This is a genomic window from Tissierella sp., from assembly GCF_052089545.1.
In the GTDB taxonomy this organism is placed as follows: Bacteria; Bacillota; Clostridia; order Tissierellales; family Tissierellaceae; genus Tissierella_A.
In genome coordinates this window covers 1-2,668 of record NZ_JBQDAA010000267.1, presented here as the reverse complement: position 1 = coordinate 2,668, position 2,668 = coordinate 1, and the positions used below count along the sequence as shown (strand labels likewise).

Below are 2,668 nucleotides of genomic sequence, written 5' to 3'. Positions count from 1 at the left end.
AAGTGGTATATATTGCCATTAGCTATCCTTGTAATTGTTGTTGCTATCGTAACCACGAAACCCAGTAAGAAAACAAAGGAAGTAAAACACAAATCTACGACAGTTACAAAGGTATCAAACCATAGTACGTCAAGTTCGTCTAAAGAAACACCTAGCGAAACGTCTCAAACGCAGGAACAACCAACACAAATCGAGCAAGCACCTATCACACAAGATGACGGAGTAACACCACCACAAGACACGTTAAAACAAGCTCAAGAACAGTATGGATACATACCGGGTTATGGTGGCATACCTGCAGACTCACCCGAGGTTGCGCGTGAGCAAGCTGAGAATGAGGCACGTCAACGATGGCATGATGGCCAAGTTGAATGGGGTATTCAACAAGGCTATCTTAACCCAGACGGTAGCCCAAAAGAGACAAACTAAAACACCTCTAATAAGCCCGTAGCACGCCCCAAACAAAGAATAGCCCGATAACACTCGAACTATTTTTAAATTGTACCCCCGCCCCCTATATTGCCGTCTGGAGAGCCACGACAAGGTGTTGTCTTACATCACGCGCAACTTCTCACAATTTTTTATGGGGTGTCTATACCAATTTATACTGAGGTTTTCGCTATAATAGAATTATTTAAAGTAGTAGTTTTTTTGAAGTTCAGATAATATAATTACCATGTAAGATATCGATCGCCTCCCAAGCATACGGGCAGATACGTTCTGATGAGAGTTTTTTTATAAACTTGTTAAGTGAGAATACTATAATTGAGCATTTTGAACATAAGAGCTAGAAGACAAGTAGGAGGTTTCTATGAGCAGACAGGAGCTTTTAGAATATCTCCTTGAAGAAATTGAAAAATGTGGATTCAAAATATGTGATATTAAATCTATGCCACTACCGGCAGTTATTAATGTTGATGCTAGGGTAATGATTTATAATTCTGATGAAGCAACTCCTTTCGAAGTTGCTCATGAATTGATTCATATCATTAATAAAGATAAACATCGTGGAAAATATTTTGATGCAATCAATCCACAAGAAGTTAGAGCAAACCACGAAGCGATTCTTCTGCTTTGGGAAATATTTATAGCCAATGGGGGAAGCTATGAATATTTCAATGTGTTTGTGAATATAACAGATGCACCTTTTGAATTGGCTGAGTCAATCATCAAAAATGAATATTTAGAGCTGCATGAAGCTATCACTGAAATATTTGAAGATGAAATAAAAGTTAGTATAAATAAGCAAGAAATGCATGATTATATCGTAGATTACATTAGTTATTTTGATGTAATTGAAGATATTAATGTTTACCAATTTTTGGATCGATATCATCTAAGTCATAATTTCTTTAATATGGCAGAAAAAGAATTCCAGCTATTATTGGGAACTAATTAAATAAGTAAAACTACGAGCAATGTCTTGATTCTCGTTAAAAGCTAGGTTAGGAAATATAAACTTATGGAAAATGGAAAAACTCCTAAAGCTAAAAAACCAATTTATAAAAGAATATGGTTTTGGATTGTTGTAGTAATCGTAGTAGCGGTTATTGGTAGCGCACTTGGAGGAGGAGACGAAGGCACAAGCGGAACATCAACTTCTACATCTTCTACATCCTCAAGTTCTAAAATTAAAACAGCTGAACCTAAAAAAGAAACAGCAACCCCAGTTTCTTTTGAACAAATGATTAAGGATTATTTATCTAACGGAGCGGCAGCTGATGATAAATATAAAGGTAAATTACTTGAATTTCAAGGTAAAGTATCATCCGTTACTGCTAATCCAATTGAAGGTACAGATGTAACAATTGAAGCTGGCAATTTCACTGATAACCAATTTGAAGATACAGAAGCAATAGTCAATATGAATAAAGAGATGGCAAAACAACTTACTTCTGGTCAAACTTATACTTTCCAAGCTAAAGGCGATGGTGTAACGATGTCTGACGGCTGGGTAATGTCTTTAGAATTCAATAATGGTGTAGTTAAATAAACAAAAAAATCCGCTCAAGTTTGACGACAAGGGGCGGATTTAAACTATAAAATAGTATAAAGGCTTTTAACAAGCTTTTTACTATACCATTTTATCAGAAATGAGGTATAAAAATCAAATGTGGGTAGAAGATTTACCAAATGGTAAATATAAGTATTGTGAGCGCTATACAGATACAAAAGGCAAGATAAGGAAAAAAGTATCAGTAACACTAGATAAAAATAGTTCTAGGGCGCAAAATGAAGCTTCTAGGCTATTGTATAATAAAATAGATGCAAAGCTTGAAAAGAAAAACAAAAAGTTGAAGATGAGCAAAACAAAATAGCTTCAATCACTTTCTGGGAAGTCCAAGATGAGTATTTTTCAATTTATGAAGAAACAGTAAAAGCTAAAACTGCCTCACTAAGAGATACCGCAAAGAAAAAATTAGAAGTTTAGTTAGTGAAGAGACTTTATTATCAGACGTTAACTCTGTTTTTATTTTAGAGATTTTGGAAAAATTATATTATAAAGAAAATTATTCTTATTCTTATATCAAGACACTTAAAGCTTCTTTTAACATGGTTTTAGATTATGCTATATCAAAAGAATTTAAAGAAACCCTTATCGCCTTCTATAATGCTGGTCAATCCGTCACCCAGCTGTCTAAAGAATACGACGTGGCCCCTGCAACAA

Annotated in this window: 5 protein-coding genes; all 5 read left to right on the top strand. The window is 34.7% G+C overall.

The window, feature by feature from the left end; all coding sequences use genetic code 11:
• Positions 1-429 (top strand): hypothetical protein (locus tag ACTHW2_RS12735; RefSeq protein WP_442264265.1); only part of this gene is annotated, 429 nt, incomplete at its 5' end.
• Between the two features lie 382 nt (positions 430-811).
• Complete coding sequence (locus ACTHW2_RS12730) at positions 812-1,399, top strand: hypothetical protein (protein WP_011681030.1); 588 nt, start codon at positions 812-814, stop codon at positions 1,397-1,399.
• Positions 1,400-1,462: 63 nt separating this feature from the next.
• Positions 1,463-1,993, top strand: coding sequence for an OB-fold protein (locus tag ACTHW2_RS12725; protein ID WP_011681029.1), 531 nt, complete (start codon positions 1,463-1,465; stop codon positions 1,991-1,993).
• 100 nt (positions 1,994-2,093) lie between these two features.
• A complete protein-coding gene (locus ACTHW2_RS12720) occupies positions 2,094-2,318 on the top strand; it encodes a hypothetical protein (RefSeq protein WP_442264264.1) in 225 nt (74 codons plus the stop codon).
• Between the two features lie 166 nt (positions 2,319-2,484).
• Positions 2,485-2,668, top strand: a 184-nt coding sequence (locus ACTHW2_RS12715; RefSeq protein WP_442264266.1) for a hypothetical protein, incomplete at its 3' end; no start/stop codon positions are given.